Annotated in this window: 24 protein-coding genes and 1 tRNA gene; 9 read left to right on the top strand and 16 right to left on the bottom strand. The window is 62.3% G+C overall.

Annotated features, from left to right (window positions below):
* Positions 1-112: 112 nt before the first annotated feature.
* The 5 genes from V5N13_RS09870 to V5N13_RS09850 all read right to left on the bottom strand — a co-directional run bounded on the left by V5N13_RS09870 (position 113) and on the right by V5N13_RS09850 (position 1,779).
* On the bottom strand, positions 113-466 hold the full coding sequence (locus tag V5N13_RS09870) for a DUF5518 domain-containing protein (RefSeq protein ID WP_336360619.1): 354 nt from the start codon (positions 464-466) through the stop codon (positions 113-115).
* Between the two features lie 45 nt (positions 467-511).
* Positions 512-967, bottom strand: a complete 456-nt coding sequence (locus V5N13_RS09865; RefSeq protein WP_336360618.1) for a hypothetical protein — start codon at positions 965-967, stop codon at positions 512-514.
* Between the two features lie 103 nt (positions 968-1,070).
* Positions 1,071-1,152 (bottom strand) — tRNA-Ser (locus V5N13_RS09860).
* Positions 1,153-1,181: 29 nt separating this feature from the next.
* On the bottom strand, positions 1,182-1,388 hold the full coding sequence (locus V5N13_RS09855) for a hypothetical protein (protein WP_332897736.1): 207 nt from the start codon (positions 1,386-1,388) through the stop codon (positions 1,182-1,184).
* A gap of 10 nt (positions 1,389-1,398) precedes the next feature.
* On the bottom strand, positions 1,399-1,779 hold the full coding sequence (locus tag V5N13_RS09850) for a Rid family detoxifying hydrolase (RefSeq protein ID WP_336360617.1): 381 nt from the start codon (positions 1,777-1,779) through the stop codon (positions 1,399-1,401).
* A gap of 94 nt (positions 1,780-1,873) precedes the next feature.
* On the opposite strand from V5N13_RS09850, the gene V5N13_RS09845 reads away from it, so the two are divergent.
* Together V5N13_RS09845 and V5N13_RS09840 are read left to right on the top strand one after the other, a co-directional pair.
* The gene (locus V5N13_RS09845; RefSeq protein WP_336360616.1) at positions 1,874-2,734 is read left to right on the top strand and encodes an SDR family oxidoreductase; all 861 of its coding nucleotides are present in this window, start codon (positions 1,874-1,876) and stop codon (positions 2,732-2,734) included.
* Positions 2,727-3,689, top strand: coding sequence for a patatin-like phospholipase family protein (locus V5N13_RS09840; RefSeq protein WP_336360615.1), 963 nt, complete (start codon positions 2,727-2,729; stop codon positions 3,687-3,689). Before V5N13_RS09845 ends, V5N13_RS09840 begins: the two co-directional genes overlap by 8 nt.
* On the opposite strand, the gene ilvA is transcribed toward V5N13_RS09840, so the two are convergent.
* The 3 genes from ilvA to citZ all read right to left on the bottom strand — a co-directional run bounded on the left by ilvA (position 3,665) and on the right by citZ (position 6,747).
* The gene (ilvA, locus tag V5N13_RS09835; RefSeq protein WP_336360614.1) at positions 3,665-4,876 is read right to left on the bottom strand and encodes a threonine ammonia-lyase; all 1,212 of its coding nucleotides are present in this window, start codon (positions 4,874-4,876) and stop codon (positions 3,665-3,667) included. The two genes, V5N13_RS09840 and ilvA, sit on opposite strands and share 25 nt — an antisense overlap.
* 276 nt (positions 4,877-5,152) lie before the next feature.
* The gene (locus tag V5N13_RS09830) at positions 5,153-5,545 is read right to left on the bottom strand and encodes a gamma-glutamylcyclotransferase family protein (RefSeq protein WP_336360613.1); all 393 of its coding nucleotides are present in this window, start codon (positions 5,543-5,545) and stop codon (positions 5,153-5,155) included.
* Positions 5,546-5,604: 59 nt separating this feature from the next.
* Positions 5,605-6,747, bottom strand: coding sequence for a citrate synthase (citZ, locus tag V5N13_RS09825; RefSeq protein ID WP_336360612.1), 1,143 nt, complete (start codon positions 6,745-6,747; stop codon positions 5,605-5,607).
* 103 nt (positions 6,748-6,850) lie between these two features.
* On the opposite strand from citZ, the gene V5N13_RS09820 reads away from it, so the two are divergent.
* A complete protein-coding gene (locus V5N13_RS09820) occupies positions 6,851-8,080 on the top strand; it encodes a potassium channel family protein (RefSeq protein ID WP_336360611.1) in 1,230 nt (409 codons plus the stop codon).
* Here V5N13_RS09820 and V5N13_RS09815 read toward each other — a convergent pair.
* Positions 8,056-8,313 carry a DUF7536 family protein gene (locus V5N13_RS09815; protein ID WP_336360610.1) on the bottom strand — a complete coding sequence of 86 codons (258 nt, stop codon included), beginning with the start codon at positions 8,311-8,313 and terminating at the stop codon, positions 8,056-8,058. The genes V5N13_RS09820 and V5N13_RS09815 overlap by 25 nt on opposite strands.
* An 87-nt stretch (positions 8,314-8,400) precedes the next feature.
* On the opposite strand from V5N13_RS09815, the gene V5N13_RS09810 reads away from it, so the two are divergent.
* The 4 genes from V5N13_RS09810 to V5N13_RS09795 all read left to right on the top strand — a co-directional run bounded on the left by V5N13_RS09810 (position 8,401) and on the right by V5N13_RS09795 (position 11,177).
* A complete protein-coding gene (locus V5N13_RS09810) occupies positions 8,401-9,357 on the top strand; it encodes a succinylglutamate desuccinylase/aspartoacylase family protein (protein WP_336360609.1) in 957 nt (318 codons plus the stop codon).
* A complete protein-coding gene (locus tag V5N13_RS09805) occupies positions 9,357-10,439 on the top strand; it encodes a pyridoxal-phosphate dependent enzyme (protein ID WP_336360608.1) in 1,083 nt (360 codons plus the stop codon). The genes V5N13_RS09810 and V5N13_RS09805 overlap by 1 nt, the downstream gene beginning before the upstream one ends.
* Before the next feature lie 46 nt (positions 10,440-10,485).
* Complete coding sequence (locus V5N13_RS09800) at positions 10,486-10,635, top strand: hypothetical protein (RefSeq protein ID WP_336360607.1); 150 nt, start codon at positions 10,486-10,488, stop codon at positions 10,633-10,635.
* Positions 10,636-10,790: 155 nt separating this feature from the next.
* The gene (locus tag V5N13_RS09795; RefSeq protein WP_336360606.1) at positions 10,791-11,177 is read left to right on the top strand and encodes a hypothetical protein; all 387 of its coding nucleotides are present in this window, start codon (positions 10,791-10,793) and stop codon (positions 11,175-11,177) included.
* Positions 11,178-11,527: 350 nt separating this feature from the next.
* On the opposite strand, the gene V5N13_RS09790 is transcribed toward V5N13_RS09795, so the two are convergent.
* A complete protein-coding gene (locus tag V5N13_RS09790) occupies positions 11,528-11,761 on the bottom strand; it encodes a DUF7511 domain-containing protein (RefSeq protein ID WP_332897724.1) in 234 nt (77 codons plus the stop codon).
* Positions 11,762-11,927: 166 nt separating this feature from the next.
* Positions 11,928-13,190 carry a tRNA(Ile)(2)-agmatinylcytidine synthase gene (locus V5N13_RS09785; protein WP_336360605.1) on the bottom strand — a complete coding sequence of 421 codons (1,263 nt, stop codon included), beginning with the start codon at positions 13,188-13,190 and terminating at the stop codon, positions 11,928-11,930.
* A gap of 148 nt (positions 13,191-13,338) precedes the next feature.
* Between V5N13_RS09785 and V5N13_RS09780 the strand changes: the two genes are divergently transcribed.
* Positions 13,339-14,298: a transcriptional regulator gene (locus V5N13_RS09780; RefSeq protein WP_332897722.1), complete on the top strand. Its 960-nt coding sequence runs from the start codon at positions 13,339-13,341 to the stop codon at positions 14,296-14,298.
* On the opposite strand, the gene V5N13_RS09775 is transcribed toward V5N13_RS09780, so the two are convergent.
* The 5 genes from V5N13_RS09775 to V5N13_RS09755 form a co-directional block, all read right to left on the bottom strand.
* Entirely contained in the window at positions 14,299-14,706 is a 408-nt protein-coding gene (locus tag V5N13_RS09775; RefSeq protein ID WP_332897721.1) for an SHOCT domain-containing protein, read from the bottom strand.
* A gap of 119 nt (positions 14,707-14,825) precedes the next feature.
* Positions 14,826-15,071, bottom strand: a complete 246-nt coding sequence (locus V5N13_RS09770) for a glutaredoxin family protein (protein WP_332897720.1) — start codon at positions 15,069-15,071, stop codon at positions 14,826-14,828.
* Positions 15,072-15,141: 70 nt separating this feature from the next.
* Positions 15,142-16,581: an NCS2 family permease gene (locus V5N13_RS09765; protein ID WP_336360604.1), complete on the bottom strand. Its 1,440-nt coding sequence runs from the start codon at positions 16,579-16,581 to the stop codon at positions 15,142-15,144.
* Positions 16,582-16,664: 83 nt separating this feature from the next.
* Positions 16,665-17,381 carry a phosphoribosyltransferase family protein gene (locus V5N13_RS09760; protein WP_336360603.1) on the bottom strand — a complete coding sequence of 239 codons (717 nt, stop codon included), beginning with the start codon at positions 17,379-17,381 and terminating at the stop codon, positions 16,665-16,667.
* Positions 17,382-17,678: 297 nt separating this feature from the next.
* Complete coding sequence (locus tag V5N13_RS09755; RefSeq protein ID WP_336360602.1) at positions 17,679-18,224, bottom strand: CDP-2,3-bis-(O-geranylgeranyl)-sn-glycerol synthase; 546 nt, start codon at positions 18,222-18,224, stop codon at positions 17,679-17,681.
* A gap of 101 nt (positions 18,225-18,325) precedes the next feature.
* On the opposite strand from V5N13_RS09755, the gene V5N13_RS09750 reads away from it, so the two are divergent.
* Positions 18,326-19,162: a proline dehydrogenase family protein gene (locus V5N13_RS09750; protein ID WP_332897716.1), complete on the top strand. Its 837-nt coding sequence runs from the start codon at positions 18,326-18,328 to the stop codon at positions 19,160-19,162.
* The last annotated feature ends 17 nt before the right edge of the window (positions 19,163-19,179 follow it).

Below are 19,179 nucleotides of genomic sequence, written 5' to 3'. Positions count from 1 at the left end.
GAAACAGCCGATAATCACGCGATAGGGCCGTCTCAAGCGCACGGTCGTGTGGATGGTTCTCACGACATGACACCAGTCTAACTCGCTCGTTTAAGTAGTGAAATCGGCTCGCCTATGCTTCCCGTGCGATGTAGACGCCGAGGATGCCGCCAACCGCGCTCAACACGACGGTGTAGAGGAGGACGAAAAAGAGGATAATCCAGACGATGAGGCCAACCGCCAGTCCGCCCCGTGGCGCACCGGTGCTGATGGTGAAAAACGAGACGATGCCGAAAAAGAGGAAGGCGATGCCCATGATGGGAATCGCCGAAATCGCGCCCGAGAGCGCCCCGACTTTCAGCCCCTCGTCTTTCTGGAGATACCCCGCGATGGCGCCGCCGAGCACCGGCGAGAAGGGAATCCACGAAAAAATGACTGCGACGACCGCGCCGATGAGCGCATTGACCCAAATATTCTGCTCTGCCATACCCTCAATAGGCGGGGAGCAAAGAATAGTCTATTGGATGATGTGTTAGTGTGAATTGGGCGCAGGACCTCGTTCGCAGCGGACGAATCCGACGACCGCGCTGACGGCCATTCCGACGAAAAACGCAAGCGTTCCCAAGATGAGCGCTTCGATGGCGAGGTAGCCCAGTCCATCGAGTTGGAGGAAAGACCCGAGTCGGCTTGGAAGCGAGCGGTGTGACAGGCCGAGAAACACATGGTCTGTGTGAAATCCGAGCAGGCAAGCGTAGGCGAAAATCCACGAGACCAACAGCCCACGTCGAACATACCCGACACCGAACGCGGCGAGTACCGCGACGACTGCGGCGTCGTACGGAATGAACACGACGCCGCCGGTGACCCTGAACACGCCCACGGCGTAGGCCGCGAACGTGAACGAGAACAGAGTGAAGGCAGAAAGGGCAACGAACGGCCAGCGTGGCGGTTTCGACCCGAAAAACAGCGAGTGGAGAGAGGGAACCATGCGCGAAGTTTCTCAGACGAGCGTCTTAACTGTTGGAGTGGTAACAGGTGTGGGCGCAGGGAGCGACAAGACGCGCTGCTGGTGGGTGTTGCGTTGCAGAAAACGCCAGGACTGGGATTTGAACCCAGAATCCCGAAAGGGAACACGCTTTCCAGGCGTGCGCCTTACCGTTCGGCCATCCTGGCTCGCGTCCGTGACTATCCCCGTGATGCGTTTAAGTCCTTCTTTTTCCGGCGGCGAGACGGCGGTCTGCGAGGGCTGTTAGCACCGACGCCCCGACGAAGACGAGGAGCGCCACCCCACCTTTCACCAGCAGGTCAACCGGCTGGCTGGTGAGCAGTTCGTACCCTTGGACGAGCACCAGAAACGCGAGTGCGCCAACGACGCCCCACAGCAGGCTCGCCTTCGTCCGGGGGTGCATCGCGTGGTCGTTACTCCACGGAGGCGATGGCTTCGATTTCGACGCCGACGCCCTTTGGCAGGCTGCCGACTTCAACGGCGCTCCGTGCAGGTGGCTCGTCGTCGAAGTACGTGGCGTAGGTGTCGTTCATCTCCGCGAAGTCGTCGATGTCGTCTAAGAAGACGGAGACTTTGAGCACGTCGCTCATCTCCGCGCCCGCTTCCGCGAGCACGGCGGTCAGGTTGTCGAGGCACTGACGCGCCTGTACGTCGATGGGTTCGTCATCCAGCAGCTCACCGTCGGGCGTGAGGGGAATCTGCCCGGCGGTGAACACGAGCGACCCGTTGGTGGTTGCCTGGCTGTACGCCCCGACGGCTTCTGGAGCCTCGTCGGTGTGGATGATTTCCTTCATACCACGAGACCCAACGCCGAGCGTGATAAAACTGCAGGAGTCTCGCCCCCGGCGAAGGTTGAAGCCCGTGGTGTGTCAACGAACCCACGAACACATGGGAGACGACTACGAGCTTTCGCCGCCCGAACTGACCGCAGACCGGATTCTCACCCTCACAGACCCGCGATTCACCGACGAGTCGGTCGCCATCGTGACCGGGGCGGCCTCCGGCATCGGCCGCGCCACCGCCGTCGCCCTCGCCAAAAACGGCCTCACCGTCGTCGCCACCGACATGGACGAAGACGGCCTCGCAGAGACTGTCGAAATCGCAGCCGAAGTGGGCGCGACCGGTCCCATCGAAACCGCTGACGTGAATCTCACCGACGACACCGCGGTCGAAGCGCTCGTCGAGACGGCCGCCGAGTTGGGCCAACTGCGCTACGTGGCGAACATCGCCGGACTACAGCACATAGACCCCATCGAGAGCTTCCCGATGGAGACCTACGATCTCATGCAGAACGTGATGGTTCGCGCGCCGTTCTTGCTCACGAAATGCGCCCTCCCGCACATCCGCGAGGCCGACGACGGCGTCGGCGCAATCGCCAACATGGCATCGGTCCACGGGCACGTCGCCACCCAGGACAAACCCGTGTACATCATGACGAAGTTCGCCCTCCGCGGGCTGACACAGGCGATTGCCGCAGAGGGCGAGGGGAGGGTTCGAAGTTTCAGCGTCTCTACGGCCTACGTCAAAACGCCACTTGTCACGAAGCAAGTCCCCGACACCGCCCGCGAGCGGGGAATCAGCGAGCGCGAGGTGGTCGAAGACGTGATGCTCGGCCACAGCCGCGTAAAAGAGATGATGGAACCGGTAGACGTGGCGAACCTCTTCACGTTCGGTTTCTCGCAGTACGGCCAGCATCTCGATGGGGGCGACCTGCGCTGGGACGGCGGCATGACACTCACCTATGAGTAAGCGCGTCGCCATTGCGTGTCAAGGCGGCGGAAGCCACACCGCGTTCACCGGTGGCGTTCTCAAAGGCATCCTGCAGGAACGCCCGGACATCGAAATCACTGGGTTCTCTGGTACCTCGGGTGGAGCCATCTCCGCGCTCGCGGCGTGGTACGGCCTGCTCACCGACGGGCCAGAAGAAGCCTGCCGACTCATCGACGCCGTCTGGGCCGACATCGCCGCGACGCCCGGTGTCGACCAGTGGGTCAATAACTCGGTTGTTTCATGGACGCGCGCGAGCAACAGCGGACTCCCACTCCCCGAAATCAGCCCCTACAACCACCCCTTCGCAAACTGGGGTCACGACCAACTCCGCGAGACGCTCCGGCGGGTCATCGACTTCGAGCGTATTCCAGAACTCTACGACGAAAGCCAGCCAAACTTCGTCGTCGGAACCGTAAATGTGAACGCGGGCGACTTCGAGACGTTCGAGAATGCGGCGATTACCGAGGACGCCATCCTCGCGTCGACGGCGATTCCAACCCTGTTTCCGGCGGTCGAAATCAACGGCCACGTTCACTGGGACGGCCTGTTCAGCCAGAACCCGCCGATTCACGACCTCATGACCGGAGCCGGCGAGAAGCCCGACGAAATCTGGGTCATCCAGATAAATCCGCAGGTGCGCGAAGGCGAGCCACAATCGCTGGTCGAGATTCACGACCGGCGCAACGAGTTGGCCGGTAACATCTCGCTCAACCAAGAGCTGCGCTTCATCCACCGAGTAAACGAATGGGTCGAAGACGGGCACCTCCCCAAAGAACACTACAAACCCGTCAGAACCCGGAAAATCGAGTTGAAGCGAGAACTCCCGAGCGCGTCGAAGCTCGACCGCTCGCCCGCGTTCTTAGAAGACTTGCTCGAACACGGCGAACAACGCGGGCGGTCGTTCGTCGCTCAGATAAGCACGTCCACTTCGTAGTCGTTGGCTTCGAGCGCGGCGAGCACCGCTGCGACGTGGTCGTGGCCGCGAGTTTCTAAGTCGACTTCGACCTCCGCGGCGTTCATCGCGAGGTCGCGCGAGGTGCGGTCGTGTTGGATGGCGTAGATGTTCGCCTTCTCTGTGGCGATGACCTCGATGAGGCGTTCGAGCGCGCCGGGGCGGTCTTTGAGCACGGTCCGAATCTTCAGGTAGCGCCCCGTTTCGACCAGCCCGCGCATGATGACCGTCGTGAGCACGTTCAAGTCGATGTTTCCGCCACACAGCGCGGGGACAATTACCTCCCCTTCCTCGTAGTCAAACTTCTCAGAGAGCAGCGCGGCGAGCGGGACGGCCCCTGCCCCTTCAACGAGCGTCTTGCCGCGTTCGAGCAGCGAGATGAGCGCGACGGCGATTTCGGAATCAGAGACAGTGACGACCTCGTCCACGCGCTCTTCGATGACCTCGAACGTCTGCTGGCCGACGCTCCGGGTGGCGATGCCGTCGGCGATGGTATCAACGCTGTCTATTTGCTGGACAGAACCTTTTTCGAGCGATTGGGCGACACTTGAGGCCCCCTCTGCCTGCACGCCAATGACGCGAATGTCTGGATTCTTGGCTTTGAGCGCGGTCGCAATCCCGGCGATGAGACCGCCGCCACCGATGCCCACCACGACAGTATCGACTTCGGGGAGGTCGTCGTAGATTTCTAAGCCGATGGTTCCCTGCCCGGCCATCACCTTCTCGTCGTCGAAGGCGTGGACGTAACACCGCCCCTCCTCGCGCTCAATTTGGTGGGCTTTGTCCGCGGCCTCGTCGTAGTCTTTGCCGTAGAGGACGACCTCCGCACCGTAGGCGCGCGTCGCCTTGACCTTCGAGATGGGGGCGTATTCGGGCATCACGATTTTCGCGTCCACGCCGTTTCGCGTGGCGGCGAGCGCGACACCCTGTGCGTGATTCCCGGCGCTCGCGGTGACGACACCGGCGGCCTGTTCCTCGGGCGAAAGCGTGGCAATGCGATTCGACGCGCCACGAATCTTGAACGACCCCGTGCGCTGGAAGGTTTCGAGTTTGAGATGCACCGTCGCGCCGGTGATATCGGAGAAGGTGTGAGAATAGTCGAGCGGTGTGTGGCGGGCGACCGCCTCAACCCGCTCTCGGGCCTTGATTACGTCAGCAAGTTCGAGCATACTGGTGGTTGCTTGCCCGCCGCATTAATCGTTACCTGTGGCTCTCGGATGGTAAAGTAGGGGGGATAGGGACTGAGCATTCCCAGGGGATGGGGGACGCGGTCCCAAAGCGTATGACTGCATCTGGATGACAGCAGGGAGAGCATATAAAGAATTGGGAGGCGGAGTGAAAGTGAAAACGATAGGCTGCGCCGCTATCGAACGGCTGTCAGACGCTCGTGCGCCAGGTGTCAGTCGAGGTGGTGTCTGACACCTGTATGCTCGCAGGCAGACAGATTACGCAACTTCGTGAACGCGCACCGCATTTTCCGCGAGGTAGCGTCGCACGCGGGCTTCGAACGAGTCATCGCCGGGCCACGCGACCGATTCTGCAACGTCGAGGCGGTCGGGATCACCAACGTACACCGCGACCGAGTGGTCGGTGAACGGTACGCTCACCCGGACGTACAGCCCGCTTTCGACGCCCTCGTAGGCGTCGAGCGAGCGGATGTCAGCGGTTCGTAAGAGCTTGCCAGTGACGGAGTCGCCGGGTGCGGGGGCGAGCGTCGGGTAGGTACCTTCGACGCGCCGGAGCCCATCGAGCCGGGCGTCACAGACGAACTCGTAGGTTGCGACCACCTCGCTGACCGTGTCGGGGTCGGTCAGCGTGCCGTAGACGAACACATCCATAGACAGAGCTACACGACTCGGTGTCTTGCGCGTTGTGGAAAAAAGCGACTGACGGAGCCTTATCGCTCTGCGAGCGGTGTGACCGTGCGGGCTTCTGCGCCGACGTAGCGAGCGCGGGGGCGGATGAGGCGGTTGTCCTCGTACTGCTCTAAGACGTGGGCAATCCAGCCACCGGCCCGGGACATGGCGAAGATTGGCGTGTAGATGTCGATTGGGATGCCCATCTGGTAGTACGTCGTCGCAGAGTAGAAGTCCACGTTCGGCGCGAGGCCCTTCTCCTCGCTCACATACTCCTCGATGGCGACGGAGTAGTTGTACCACTTCATGTCGCCTGCGGCCTCACCGAGCGATTCAGACTGCTCGCCGAGGATGTTGGCGCGCGGGTCTTTGACGTTGTAGACGCGGTGGCCGAAGCCGGGGACACGACGGCCGTTAGCGAGGGCGTCTTCGACCCACTGGCCGGGCGCTTTGCCGCTTGCGTCGACCTCTTCTAACATCTTCATCACGTTCGCGTTCGCGCCGCCGTGGAGACTGCCTGCGAGCGTGCCCACGGCGCTCGTGATGGAGCTGTGGAGGTCGGTGAGCGTCGAAGCCGTCACCATCGCAGAGAACGTCGAAGCGTTCAGGCCGTGGTCTGCGTGGAGCACGAGCGCCTGGTCGAACACGTCTTCTAAGACGTCGTTTGGCTCCTCGTCGTTCAGCATGTAGAGGAAGTTCGCCGCGTGCGAGAGGTCTTGGCGCGGGTCAACGGGGTCGTTCCCGTTGCGGATGCGCGTGTACGCCGCGAGGAGCGTCGGAATCTTCGCGGTGATGCGTCGCGCCTTGCGGAGGTTCGCGTCAATGTCAGTCGGGTCGACGTCGGCGTTTGCGTCGGGGTCGTAGGCGGAGAGTGCGGAGACGAGCGTTCTGAGGGCCGCCATTGGCTCTTCGTCCTGCTCTGCGAGTTCCCGAACCTCGGCGAGCAGGCCGTCTGTGACCTCGCGTTCGGTGGCCATCGCGTCAGCGAACTCGGCGAGTTCGTCCTCTGTCGGCAGCTCACCGTGCCAGAGGAGGTAGAGTACTTCTTCGTAGCTTGTATTTCGAGCGAGATCCTCGATTGTATAGCCACGGTAGACGAGCTTGCCAGCGTCGCCGTCAATAAACGAAAGTGACGACTCTGCAACAAGCACACCTTCTAGCCCTTTCTTGAGCTCGTCAGACATACCGTGACACTAGCTTACCTGCCGGGAAAAACATTATTGTTCGTCCGCATACTGCCGCGGGCTCCGGGCAACGTTTTTTGCCGGTGCCAGTAAACTGCCGTGTATGTCCGATGAGGTCGGCTATGAGCCGGTCAGCGTAAAGCAGGTTTTAGCAGAGATGAAAGACATCGCTGAACTGCTCATCGACCTCTCCTACTCGGCGGTGTTGCTCGGCAGCGACGAGGTCGCAGAGGAGGTGCTCGTCTTAGAAGAACGCATGGACGTCCTCCAGATGCAAGCGCGCATGAGCCTGCTCATGGCCGCACGCAGCCCCGAAGACGCAGAGGCGCTCGCGCCCGTCCTCGGCGTCGTCGGCGCAGCCGAGAAAATCAGCGACGCAGCGGGCGATATCGCCAAAATCGTCTTAGAAGACATCGGCCTGCCCGACGCCATGCGGGCGGCGATTCCAGAGGCCGTCGAAACCCTCGTGCGCGTGACCATCACTGAACAGTCCGCACTCGACGGGAAATCGCTCGGCCGTGAGAACATCGAGACCGAAACCGGCGTGCGCATCATCGCGCTCCGGCGCAGCGGCAACTGGCTGCTGAATCCCGACCACGAAACGAAACTCGAAGCCGGTGACGTGATGTTGCTGCGCGGGCCGGAAGACGGCGTCTCACGGGTGTACGAGCAAGCGAGCGGCCGTGCCTACGTCCCACCGAACCCACCGGAACCCGGCATCGAGGACTTAGAGCGCGCGGTCGACTCGATTGTGCTGATGAAGAACATGGCCGAACTCGCCGTGGACTTGGCCTACGGCTCCGTGCTCTTCGACAGCGCAGAAGTCGCAGAGGAAGTCGTCGAATTGGAAGCCGAAGTGGACGCGCTCCAATCGCGCTTCGAGGCGTGGGTGTTGCAGGCGGCCAGTCGCGTCGACGACCCCGTCCAGTTGCGCGGGCTCGTCCACCTCGCGCGCTCGACGGAAGTCATCAGCGACGCCGCGCTCGAAATCAGCGAGGGTGTCCTGCGCGGCCTCGGCACCCACCCCGTGGTCGAACAGGCTGTCCTCGAAAGCGACGAGGTCATCATCCGCCTGACGGTGGGCGAGGGAAGCGACTTAGACGGCGTGACGCTGCGCGATAAGATGGTGAAAACCGAGACGGGAATGCGCGTGATTGCCGTCCACCGCCGGAACAAAACCCACGACGCTCGCGGCGTCCCTGACGAGTGGGTTGTCTCGCCGGGGCCGCTCACGGCGCTCCACGTCGGTGACGTGCTCATCGCAAAGGGTACGCGAACCGGGGCAGAACGCCTCGCGCAACTCGCCGGTCAGGACTCTCTCGACAGCCTGTAGGCCGAGACGAGTGTGAGAATCACCGTAGCGAACGCGCCGAGCGACGTGGCGAGGACGAATCCTAACGCGAGGTAAAACAGCGGCGAGCGGAACGTTCCCGGCAGAAGGACGAAAAACACGAAGATGGCGAGCGTGGCGAGGAGGGCGAAGCCAAAGCCACGCCGTGCGTTCTGTGGCACGTTGAGCGCGGCGACCATGTTCGCACGCGGCGAGCGGGACGGTTCGTCAGTCACACACGGAGTTTGGGTGCGAGAGCAAAAACCACGTTGGTTTCCCGCATACCGAACATCTAAAGAGCGTGGGGTTGCCGTCTAGGGGTAATGACGACCCTCGGCACGGCAGAGGCCGCTCCCGGTGAGATGGACGTCGGTCGGTTAGCCGTTGGCGAACTCCGCGACGGCAGCCCGCTTCGGCTCCCTGTCGCCGTGATAAACGGGGCTTCCGAGGGGAGCACGCTCTATATTCAGGCGGCGAGTGACGGCGACGAACTGAACGGCGTTGGCGTATTGAAGACGCTCGTTCCACAACTCGACCCGACCGAACTCGCTGGCACGATTCTCCTCGTCGGCATCGTCAACTATCACGGTTTTCAGGTCGCACAGCACAGAAACCCAATCGACGACACGAAGATGAACCGGGCGTACCCCGGTGACAAAAACGGCACCTCATCAGAGCGAATTGCCGCCGCCACCTTCGAAATCGCGAGTCGCGCAGACTACGTGCTCGACCTCCACCAGGGCTCGACCAGCCGGATGATAAACGAAACCCGCGTCCGCTGTGGCCGTCGCCACCACATGCACGACGAGTGCCTCGAACTCGCCCGCGTGTTCGGCTGTGGCCACATTTTGGACCAGAAAGGGCCGAACGGCCAACTCGCCCGCGCTGCGCCCGATAAGGGCATCCCGACCATCGACCCCGAACTCGGCGGCGCGGTTGGCTGGGACGAACAAAGCATCGGCCTCGGCGTCCGCGGCATCTACAACGTGCTTCGCTACTACGGCTTCTTAGACGGCGACGTGGACATCGAGCCCCAGACCCGTGCGCGTGGCTTTCGCCAGTTTGGCGCGCCCTCCGGCGGCCTCGTGAGCTTCGAGAAAGACCTCGGCGACCGAGTGCGAGCGGGCGACACGCTGTTTCGCGTCACCGACGTGTTCGGCACCGTAAAGGACACCATTGACGCCGACACCGACGGCATCTTCTGGCGAACCCGCCGCCTTCCGCAGGTTGCAACCGGCGAGTACGTCTGCTCGGTCGGCGTCGATATCGACGAAATCTGATGTACGCCTGCACGTCCTGTGCCCGAACCTACGAATCGAGTCCTGACGAGCCGTGGCGCTGTGCGTGCGGCCACGCCCTCGATTTTGCCGACCGACCGTTGCCCGACGGCCCCGCACCCGACCCGGTTGCGCTCGATACGCGCCCCGGCCTCTGGACGTTCTCGGAGTTTCTGCCGATGGAGCCGCGGGTCACGCTCGGGGAGGGGTGGACGCCGCTCGTGGATGCCGCAGAGTGGGACGCCCAGTTCAAACTTGAGTACGTCTTTCCGACGGGGAGTTTCAAAGACCGAGGCGCGACGACGACGCTCTCGTGGGCCAGTCAACTGGGCGTCGAAACCGTCATCGAAGACTCCTCGGGGAACGCGGGCGCGGCAATCGCCACCTACGCCGCCCGCACGGGCATCGACGCGGAAATCTACGTCCCTGCAGCGGTGAAACCCGCAAAGCGCCGTGCCATCGAACGCGCCGGGGCGACCGTCGTCCCCATCGAAGGCGACCGACAAGCCGTCACCGACGCCTGCATCGAGGCGGCAGAACGCGGCGAGGGCTGGTACGCGAGCCACGCGTGGAATCCCGCCTTCTTCGCCGGAACGCAAACGGTGGCCTTCGAACTCGCCGCCCAGCGCGACTGGGACGTGCCCGATGCGGTCGTGTTGCCACTCGGCCACGGGACGCTGTTTTTGGGCGCGTATCGCGGCTTTAAAGCCCTGCTTGAAGCGGGCTGGACGACTGAAATGCCACGTTTATTGGGCGCACAGGCCGCCGGATTCGCCCCGATTGCAGACGAACTGCACGGCCCGACAGACGCCAAAAACGACGTTGCAGACGGGATTCAGATACGCGACCCCGCCCGCAAAGACCAGTTGCTCGCCGCAATCGAAGCCACCGGCGGCGACGCGATTGCCGTCGAAGCCGAAGAAACGAACGCCGAACTCGACCGCCTCCACCGCGCGGGTTTCTACGTCGAACCGACGAGCGCGAGCGCGACGGCCGCACTCGCTACCTACCGTGCGCGTGGCGTTATCGACGACGGCGACGACGTGGTCGTCCCGCTCACGGGGAGTGCACTGAAGATGCAGTGAGAGATGACAATCGAATAGCTATTTTCGCCTCCTGAGAAGCAGCGGTATGAGCGTCCTCGCACGCGGCTGGTCGCCCTCACCCCGGCAGTCGCTTGCCCTCCGGCTGTTTCTCGGCGCGCTACTCGTGGCGAATCCCCTCTACATCGGCGTGTTCAATCTCGACTTAACGAGCACGACTACGAAGTCAAGCCAGTGAGTACGGACGACGGTCGAATCACCGTCGGCGAGTCGAGATCTGATAACGAATTCCCCGAAGTCGAGTGCTAAGCACCACAGACGACGCCGCTGTGTGCCTACGAGCGCGAACGACTGGAAACTGGAGCGCGTGAATTCGATCTTGAGTGGGGAGGCATGGATACACGCGACCGATTCGTCCATCACGCCGGTGGTGACTCGCCGTACTACGAGCGACGCGTGGAGCTATCCGGGAGTACCGCAACCGTCACCCTTCGTCCCGTCTCTGCACGGACAGTTATCGAGGAGACAGCTATCGAACCCAATGAGTTGTCGCTTCGAGGGCGGTATGCATTGCTCGTCGGAAGCCTGAAAACCGATGAGTCGCTCCCGGCGGCGAATCATATCATCCGCACGGACGACGGCTACGTCATGCTCGCGGGGACGGGTCGCGCAGAATCGAGTTCTGGTGACTCGGTTGAAGCCCTCGTTTCCCTGCTATTGGTCGTCGCTGGTTTCAGTTTGCTCTGGCGAACCTATCGCAGGCTCCCGGAAAACTGGTGAGTACGCTATTGCTCAGGAAGTGTAGGTGTGTACCTGCTGGCGCGAACCACGGATGGAACGGCCGTGGCGGCGGTGGCAACCGCCAAGGCCCGACCAAGGGGACGATCGGGCGTCTCGCCACCGTGGTGAGCGGTGGCGAGCGCGCCAGCAGTGCAGTGGCATGGCAGACAGCGACGGCGTTTGGCGACGCCGTCGCGAAACCGACGCGGTTTGGTGCAGCGCAGTAGGGTGCGCGTTGGGTAGTTCACAGCCGCGTGGGGCGCGGCCGGGGCGATGCAACCGGTAGGAGATACCGGCGTGTGCCCGACGTGGAAGCCGGGCGTGGGGGAAGGGCCGAAGCCGGGGAACTCTCAGCGAGCGTCCGTTAGGTCAACGAAAGACCCCTCGGACGCCGTAATCCATTGCGTCATCAGCGCGTCTTCGCTCGCCTCGCGTGGGTACACGGTGCACTCTTCGCGTGGGCCGTTCGACTCGATCGTGTAATCGAGGTCGAACTCTGGCCAGCGGTTGCGCGAGGTAAACGACTGGGCTTTCGCGCCGTTCGACCATCCGGACTTGCTGAGATCGTATTCGTTTCCGCTCATGGTTGGGGTCTCCGTTCACGTCGGGTCATCGACGCGTACCAAAGCCAAGTGGCCCTCCCACCATACCTATACACCGACTAAGCAGACCGTTAATTCCGTTCTAAAGACGAGAACGGTCTGAAACGGTCTGCAATACAGTGAAAGAGACACCAAAAAACGCAGGCCGTCAGCGCTCTGCGTGGGTTTCCCACTCGAACCTACCACGAACTAACGGTTTCGCGATATGTCTCCGTGCACACGGCGGCACCTCGTACCACCCGCGCTCGATGCTGCGCGCGACCGACACTTCTACCTTCCCCGGCGCGCTCGTGGAACAGTCCCGACAGCGATAGCCTTGATCTGCGCCTGCAGACTTCATTCGGCAACCACACGTCGGGCATTCGGGGGTTTCGAACGCGGTTGTGTTCAACCCGCGAACGGCGAACTTTTCGAGTTTCAGCGTGCCTCGGCTGAGTTCGCCACACACCACGAGGTCGTCGCCGACGCGGAGGGCGCGCACGCGGTCACGGAACCGCTTCGTTGGCTCGAACGCCGCACACTGGAGGCGCGCTCCGTCGGATTCAATGTCGAAGAAAACGTGCCCTCCTTCCCGCGTTTCCGGTGGGGTGGCTACTCGGCCCGAAAGCCGGTACGCGTGGCCGTTTTTTGCAGTAGAAATCGTACCCTGCTTGAGGTGTGCGTCGGTGCCCTGGTTCGTCACGAACAGCGCGGTTTGCTCGACGGGTTCGCTCTCGATGGCGTGAGCAACCTCTCGGACGGCCCCCGGGTCGTCGCCGCGAATCCCGTGGAGGATGGGACCGGGCGTGTGGGGTACACAGACGGCTTGTCCTTCGACCTCGTCAACCGTGTCCCAAACTGCGGGATAGCCCGTCTCCGCGGCCGCAAACACCGAGTCGTAGTCGATGTCGCGCTCGGTTCCCCACCGCTCGCGGGGGCGATAGGAGATGTATTCGTAGGTCCACTCAGAAAAGGCGTCCCACGCGCCGACAGCGGCAAGCGCGCCGATGAGGCCGCGCCCGCGCTTCCAGTCAGTAGCGAGAAACCCCTCTTGCGAGATGAGTTCGCGGGCGTCTGCGATGTCGTGAAACTCCGTGACGGCGTCACGAGCGAACTGGGTGACGGCGTCGGAGACAGTGTCCGTCGGAGACACCACGAGCCCCGGATTCGTGCGCGGGTCTGCGGTTTCTGCAGACGCTTCAATTTCCTCTCGCGCAATCTCGAAGGCCGGCTCGGAGGCAAAGTCGGTGTGAATACAGAGCGCGGCGTTGCCGCGTGTTTTGTGTTTCACGGCTGGGTTCAGCCGGATGAGGAGGAGACGAGCGACGTGCCCGTCGGCCTCGCGGATGCGGGCGGCGATGCGGGCGGCGGCGTAGGTCGTACACATCCCGCGTTCTCTCGAATCGGTGTCGTCGAGGCCAATGAGCGTCACGCGAGGGGGTTACCGGCGCTCGAATTTCCCGGTTTCGACCCGACGATTGAATATATGAATCTATCCCCACAGACCGGGTGAATCGACCGAAGGCGCGGGTTTTCGGGTGGCACAACGCATATATGGCAGGACTAGCTTATTATAGTCCATGTCACGGTCAGCACTGGTCGAGAACGTGACCGCAATGCTCGCCGATGCGGGCTTTACGGTGAGCGACCGGTGTGCCATCCGTCCGAAAAGCTTCGACGTGGCGGCCCGCCGGCACGATGACCTCATTCTGGTCAAGATTCTCGGCAACATCGACGCCTTAGACGCACACACAGGCATCGAGATGCGCCGCCTCGGACGGTTCTTGGACGCGACACCGCTCGTCCTCGGCCTCCGAACCCGCGACGAAGACTTGAAACCGGGCGTCGTCTACTTCCGCCACGGCGTCCCCGTCATCAGCCCCGATACCGCGATGGACTTCTTCGTCGAAGGTGTTCCACCGCTCATCTACGCCGCCCCCGGCGGCCTCTACGTGAACATCGACGAGGAAGTGCTCGCAGACGCCCGCGAAGAGCGCGGGTGGAGCCTCGGACAGCTCGCCACCGAACTCGGCGTCTCGCGACGTACTGTCTCGAAATACGAAGACGGCATGAACGCGAGCGTCGAAGTGGCCGCCCACTTAGAGGAGCTGTTCAACCAGCCGCTCACGACGCCCGTCGAGATGCTCGCAGAGGAGCTGGCGAAGGAGGAACGGCAGGCAGAGGAGTCCGTAGACCCCGACGATGCGCACTTCGTGAGCGCGCTCACGCGGGTTGGCTTCCAAGTCCATCCGACCGCCCGTGCACCCTTCAAGGCCGTAAGCGAGACGGACAACCGCGAAGACCGCGTCCTCACCGGACATTCTGCGTTCACGAAAACCGCAGAGAAGCGCGCTCGCATCATGAGTTCGCTCGGTGAAGTCACCCAGACCCGGTCTGTGTACGTTGTCGACCGCGCAAAGCGCGATTCGGTGAAACACACGGCCATCATCGAACAGCAAGAAATCGAGCGCATCGACGACCCCGACGACCTGCGTGACCTCATCTACGAGCGCACGAAACGCTCTGGCTCTGAGGCCTAACTACTCTTTCAGCCGGTCGCGGACAGCGGCCCGGTCTTCTGCACTTTCGAGCGTATCGGTATCGAGCAGACGCTCTAGCTTGCGCTCGAACTGTTCGTCGGTGAGTTCGCCGCGTGCGTAGCGGTCTCTGAGCGTTTCGAGCGCGTCACGCTTGTTTTCTGCTGGCTCGTCCGCCTGTTCGCGCTCGCTCGGGGCGTTCCACTGGTCGTCCCACCACGTCTCGAGACCGTCCTCGTCATCGCCAAAGAGGAGCGCGACGATTGGGACGACGACGATGTAGCCAAACAGCATGGCCGCGAGCCACCAGCTTTGCCCGGTGAACATGGCGGCGAGCCAGATACCGGTAACGAGCAGACTTGCGATACCGGCGGCGTTTTTTCCGGCGCGTGCCCGAACCGTTGAACCCATTGGGTGTACATTGGCGTGAGACGGCTAAAAACACAGGTGTCACTGGCAGCGAGTTCCAGTCGAAACAAGGGGGTGTGGGTTGCGTTGGCGAACGCCAGCAGCGACCGCAAAATCGGTGCTTATGCGTAGGTTTCTTCTAAGTACTGGACGATGTCGCCGCTCTCTGCCATCCCGGAGACGCCGTGTTCCTCGTCAACGATGACGGGAACGCCGGTCTGGCCGCTTACTTCCTTTACTTCGGTGCGCTCTGCGTGCGCCGAAGGGACGTCGATTGTGTCGTACTCCAGTCCGAGTTCGTCGAGTTTGTTCGTGACTTTCGCACAGAACGGGCAGCCGGGAAGATTGTAAACTTGAATCGTGCTCATCGACCCCTCCTATGGAGTCGTTCGTAAAAAGGGGAACGGAGGTGTGTGCCGCGCACACAACAGCGGCGGATTAGAGTTGACCGGCGAGCAGGCCGCTCGTGCGGACGAAGAAGTAAAAGACGAACAGGCCAGCCAGAATCCACTGCCCAGCGTGCACGTCGCGCGCTTCGCCGGTGGCGGCTTTCACGAGCGGGTAGGAGATGATCCCTGCGGCGATGCCGTAGGCGATAGAGAACGTAAACGGCATCACGAGGATGGTCAGGCCTGCGGGAACGGCGTGTGAAATCTTGTCCCACTGGACGTCCGCGATGTTGCGGAGCATGAGCACCGCGACCACCACGAGTGCGATATGTGAGGCATAGAGCGGCACGGCGGCGGCGAGCGGCACGAGAGCGAGCGACGCAAGGAACAGGAGTGCAACGACGAGGGCGGTCATGCCCGTCCGACCGCCTTCTTCGACACCCGTCGCGGATTCGATGTACGTCGTGACCGTCGAGGTGCCGAGAATCCCACCTGCGGTCGTCCCGACCGCGTCGGCCATGAGCGGTTTGTCGATGTCGGGGAGGTCACCTTCGTCGTCGAGGAAGCCTGCGACCTGCGCGACGCCGGTGAGCGTCCCCGCGGTGTCGAAGAAGTCCACGAAGAAGAACGTGAACACGATGAGCGAGAAGGCGAGGGCGTCAACGTTCTGGAAGCCCTGGACGAACGCGCCGACGAGCGGCGTGATGTCGTAGCCAGCCGCGGAGTAGGTGACCTGGGTAGAGCCAACGAGCGAGCCTGCAGCGAGCGTGGTTCCGTCTGGAACCTGCTCTGCGGGCAGGGCGCGGTAGCCCATCGCGTGGGCGGCGTACCCGGCGAGCGTGGTCAGGATGATGCCGATGATGATGGAGCCACGAACGCCACGAGCGTAGAGCGCGAACGTGACGAACAGGCCCACCGCGGAGATGATGGCGATGGGGTCTGCGGCGAACACCGGATTGAACGACACGAACGTCGCAGCGTCGCCCGCGACGACGCGCATGGCTTCGAGGCCGATAATCGCAAGGAAGAGGCCAATCCCGGTCCCGACAGCGAACTTGACGGGTTCGGGAAACAGCCCGATGATGAACTCACGCGCCCCGACGGCGGTGAGCGCGATGAACACCACACCCTCCACGACGACGGCGGCGAGCGCGGTCTGCCACGGAACGCCGAGACCGAGGACGACGGTGAACGCGAAAAAGGCGTTCAGCCCAAGGCCCGGTGCTTGGGCGAACGGTCGATTCGCATAGAAGGCCATCACGAGCGTTGCGATGGCCGCTGAAATCATGGTGACCACAGCAATCATCTGGAATGTTTGTGCGTCGGTGCGCCCCGGGACGTCGATTGCGAGGTTGAGAATTGCGGGATTGACGACCACGATGTACGACATCGTGAGGAACGTCGTGAGCCCGGCAACGACCTCGGTTTGGAGGTCGGTGTTGTGTTCCTCGAAGCCGAAATACTCGGCAATTGTGTCAGTTATCGCCATAATGCACGTTTAAGCACAGTGCCTGAAATTGACTTAAAAGTTATCCTCTCACTGCCACGTAAATCAGCACAAACGTGTATAGATTAGGGTTCGAGCTGGGTTAGCGCGCCGACCGGTGCGTCGGTGAGTTCGCGGGCGCGGGAGACGCCTTCTTCGCCCACGGCGATGAGCGCAAACACGCCGCCGACGTCGGCGTTCGCGCTCGCGGCGATGTCGAGGAGGAGCTCTTGGGTTTCCCCAGAGCGGATGAGGTCGTCTACGACGAGCACCATGTCGTTCGCGTCGATGGCCGAGGCCGGGAGGTAGTAGGTGAGTTCGATGCCAGACTGGAGGCGTTGGCGGGCTTCGATGAACTCTTCTACGGCAGTTTCTTTGGACTTCTTCGCATACGCGAGGCGTGCGCCGAAGTAACTCGCCATCGCGGCGGCGAGCGTGATGCCGTCGGTCGCGGCGGTGAGCACCACATCAGGCGTCTCGAACTCGAAGGTGTCGGCGGCGATGGGGGCGACGAGGTCGAGAAATGACTGGTCGAAGACGACACCGGAGTTATCGACGTACCCCTCGCTGTCCACGCGGATGCGGGCGTGGAGTTCGCGGGCGAGTTCGTCGTGGCCGACGCCGCCGACGACCTCACGGGCGCGTTCGACGCCGGGGAGGACGTGGCCGTTGACGTAGCGATTCAGGTCACCGGCGGGGAGGCCGGTGAGGGAGGCGAGTTCGTCGTACGTCCGACTCTGCTTGAGCATTCGGAGGACGGCGACCGCCTGCAACTGGATTGCGGCTTTCTCCGCGCGATTCATGCCCTGTACCTCACGGTTGCACAGTTATGAATACATCGATGGGCTGTCAGGCCGGAAGTAACCATTTGCGTGCATTAGCATGGGCACGTCGTGTTGAGGTTATGAGAGGAGTTGGACGATTGTGCGGCGGTGGCTGTGCGGTGGCTGTGCTGTGGGGTTGTAGTTCGGTTGCTGTGCGGTGCGGAGGCCGTCCAGCGAAGCATCCGAGTGCGCCAGCGACGCATTCGGCCTTTTTCACGCATGGTTTTGCAACGAGCGGTTCGCCTCTGGCGAACCCGAGTTGTAAAAAGATGCGCACTAATAGGGCTCGTTTTTCAGCCCCAGCAGATACGCAATCACGTTCGTGGTGATGTGGAGCAGTGGGGTGAGGATGAGGACGGTCACGATGATGGGGAGGGTGAACGTCTGGCGGAACCAGCCGGGAGTGACAAGGAAGGTCAACAGGAGGGCGACGACGACGAAGTCGAGTTGGTCGAGGAAGGGGAACGCCGCGCCGCGTTCGCGCCCGGAGCGGCGTTTGATGAACGAGGCGAGAATGTCACCGAGCATCGCGCCGAACGCGAGCGTAAAACCGACGGTGAGCGGGAACGCCGGGAGCATGAAGTCGAGTTGGTGGTTGAGGCTGGGACGAATAGCGTTGAGGAGGAGGGCGACGAGGATGCCAATGGCCGTTCCGGCGGCGGTTCCGCGCCACGTTTTCCCGTCACCGAGGAGGCGCTTTCCGTTCCACGTCCGGCCGCCGTCGATGGGCGGACCGCCGCCAAAGAGGACAGCGGCGTTGTTGGGGATGTAGGCAGGCAACATCGCCCAGAAGGCAATCGCAACCACCGCAAAGATACCCATATATCTGCCCTGACTCGGGCGGCTACCTTAATCGGGGGTGGTTTTCATCTGTCACAGACGAAAAGCAACATTCTGAATAGGGGAGCGCAAAAAGTGCCGGTATGATTCCGCCCATCGCGAGCAAATTCGTGGCAGGGGAGACGGAGGCGACAGCCCTCGACCACGCGCGAACGCTCAATCAACGGGGGGTAAAGGCCATTCTCAATCTCCTTGGTGAACACTATGCGGAGCGCGCAGAGGCAGACGCGGACGCAGACGTGTACATCGACCTCGTGGACGACATCGCCGCGGCGAATCTCGATGCGTGTATCTCGGTAAAGCCCTCGCAGGTGGGCATCGACTTCGGCGCGGACGTGTTCGCAGAAAACGTCACGCGTATCGTTGACCACGCCGCGCCGAAGGGTGTGTTCGTCTGGTTAGATATGGAAGACCACACGACGACCGACGACACCCTCGACGTGTTCGAGAGCCTCGCGCGCAAACACGAAGGTGGCGTCGGGCTTGCGATTCAGGCGAACCTGAAGCGCACGCGCGAGGACTTAGAACGCCTCGCCGACGTCCCAGGGAAGATTCGACTCGTCAAGGGCGCGTACGACGAACCAAAAGAAATCGCGTACAAGGACAAAGCCGCGGTGAATCGTGCGTACAAGGAGTACCTGCAGTTCATGTTCGAGGAGTTCGAGGGCGGCATCGCCGTCGGGAGCCACGACCCCGAGATGATTGCCTACGCAAAGGAACTCCACGACGAGTACGGCACGGATTTCGAGATTCAGATGCTGATGGGCGTCCGCACCGACGCGCAGTACGACCTCGCAGAAGAGTACGACGTGTGGCAGTACGTCCCCTACGGCGACCGCTGGGCGCAGTATTTCTACCGCCGCGTGATGGAGCGAAAGGAGAACCTGCTGTTCGCGGTGCGGGCGATTGTTGGTCGCTGAACCGAGAGGTGCGAAGG

The organism is Haladaptatus sp. ZSTT2, assembly GCF_037081775.1.
GTDB lineage: Archaea > Halobacteriota > Halobacteria > Halobacteriales > Halococcaceae > QDMS2.
This window is presented reverse-complemented; position numbering and strand designations above follow the sequence as displayed.

Coding starts and splice junctions, on each gene's coding strand:
- V5N13_RS09870 (WP_336360619.1), bottom strand. CDS start 466: ATGGCAGAGCAGAATATTTGGGTCAATGCGCTCATCGGCGCGGTCGTC.
- V5N13_RS09865 (WP_336360618.1), bottom strand. CDS start 967: ATGGTTCCCTCTCTCCACTCGCTGTTTTTCGGGTCGAAACCGCCACGC.
- V5N13_RS09855 (WP_332897736.1), bottom strand. CDS start 1,388: ATGCACCCCCGGACGAAGGCGAGCCTGCTGTGGGGCGTCGTTGGCGCA.
- V5N13_RS09850 (WP_336360617.1), bottom strand. CDS start 1,779: ATGAAGGAAATCATCCACACCGACGAGGCTCCAGAAGCCGTCGGGGCG.
- V5N13_RS09845 (WP_336360616.1), top strand. CDS start 1,874: ATGGGAGACGACTACGAGCTTTCGCCGCCCGAACTGACCGCAGACCGG.
- V5N13_RS09840 (WP_336360615.1), top strand. CDS start 2,727: ATGAGTAAGCGCGTCGCCATTGCGTGTCAAGGCGGCGGAAGCCACACC.
- ilvA (WP_336360614.1), bottom strand. CDS start 4,876: ATGCTCGAACTTGCTGACGTAATCAAGGCCCGAGAGCGGGTTGAGGCG.
- V5N13_RS09830 (WP_336360613.1), bottom strand. CDS start 5,545: ATGGATGTGTTCGTCTACGGCACGCTGACCGACCCCGACACGGTCAGC.
- citZ (WP_336360612.1), bottom strand. CDS start 6,747: ATGTCTGACGAGCTCAAGAAAGGGCTAGAAGGTGTGCTTGTTGCAGAG.
- V5N13_RS09820 (WP_336360611.1), top strand. CDS start 6,851: ATGTCCGATGAGGTCGGCTATGAGCCGGTCAGCGTAAAGCAGGTTTTA.
- V5N13_RS09810 (WP_336360609.1), top strand. CDS start 8,401: ATGACGACCCTCGGCACGGCAGAGGCCGCTCCCGGTGAGATGGACGTC.
- V5N13_RS09805 (WP_336360608.1), top strand. CDS start 9,357: ATGTACGCCTGCACGTCCTGTGCCCGAACCTACGAATCGAGTCCTGAC.
- V5N13_RS09800 (WP_336360607.1), top strand. CDS start 10,486: ATGAGCGTCCTCGCACGCGGCTGGTCGCCCTCACCCCGGCAGTCGCTT.
- V5N13_RS09795 (WP_336360606.1), top strand. CDS start 10,791: ATGGATACACGCGACCGATTCGTCCATCACGCCGGTGGTGACTCGCCG.
- V5N13_RS09790 (WP_332897724.1), bottom strand. CDS start 11,761: ATGAGCGGAAACGAATACGATCTCAGCAAGTCCGGATGGTCGAACGGC.
- V5N13_RS09780 (WP_332897722.1), top strand. CDS start 13,339: ATGTCACGGTCAGCACTGGTCGAGAACGTGACCGCAATGCTCGCCGAT.
- V5N13_RS09775 (WP_332897721.1), bottom strand. CDS start 14,706: ATGGGTTCAACGGTTCGGGCACGCGCCGGAAAAAACGCCGCCGGTATC.
- V5N13_RS09770 (WP_332897720.1), bottom strand. CDS start 15,071: ATGAGCACGATTCAAGTTTACAATCTTCCCGGCTGCCCGTTCTGTGCG.
- V5N13_RS09765 (WP_336360604.1), bottom strand. CDS start 16,581: ATGGCGATAACTGACACAATTGCCGAGTATTTCGGCTTCGAGGAACAC.
- V5N13_RS09760 (WP_336360603.1), bottom strand. CDS start 17,381: ATGAATCGCGCGGAGAAAGCCGCAATCCAGTTGCAGGCGGTCGCCGTC.
- V5N13_RS09755 (WP_336360602.1), bottom strand. CDS start 18,224: ATGGGTATCTTTGCGGTGGTTGCGATTGCCTTCTGGGCGATGTTGCCT.
- V5N13_RS09750 (WP_332897716.1), top strand. CDS start 18,326: ATGATTCCGCCCATCGCGAGCAAATTCGTGGCAGGGGAGACGGAGGCG.